The organism is Vibrio sp. 1069 (assembly GCF_033340555.1).
Genome location: NZ_JAWOWP010001049.1, coordinates 1 through 500, shown reverse-complemented (window position 1 = coordinate 500; position 500 = coordinate 1). Strand labels below are relative to the sequence as shown.

Genomic DNA, 500 nt, shown 5'->3' with positions numbered 1-500 from the left:
AATCGGACTCGCGATTCACATCGCCTTGGTTGGCGCTGGCATCGGTGCGCTGGTGGCGCAATCGGCAACTGCGTTTACTATCATTAAATGGGTAGGTGCGGCTTACCTTGTATGGTTGGGTATTCAGAAATGGCGTGATACTTCCGGCTTGATTGCCAATGAGAGTCACAAAGAGATGTCAGGTAGCGCATTATTGTATAAAGCCGTTTTAATTAACCTGACTAACCCTAAATCGATCGTCTTTTTGGTGGCGTTGTTCCCACAGTTTATCGATCCTGCAAAAGACCAACTGACGCAATTGTTGGCGCTAGGGGTGACGACAGTGGTGATTGATGCGTGCGTAATGCTGGGTTACACCACGTTGGCGGCGCAGATGGGACGCTTTATCCGTTCAGACAAGATCATGGGTAAAATTAACAAAGTATTCGGTTCAATGTTCATGGGTTGTGGTGCATTATTAGCGGCTGCAAAATCCTAAGCCATTTATAGGTAGTTCTATC

The 500-nt window shown here is 47.0% G+C and carries 1 protein-coding gene; it reads left to right on the top strand.

Annotated features, from left to right (window positions below; translation table 11 throughout):
* Nucleotides 1-478, top strand: a 478-nt coding sequence (rhtB, locus tag R7040_RS30535; RefSeq protein ID WP_318098201.1) for a homoserine/homoserine lactone efflux protein, incomplete at its 5' end; no start/stop codon positions are given.
* Between the last annotated feature and the right edge of the window lie 22 nt (nt 479-500).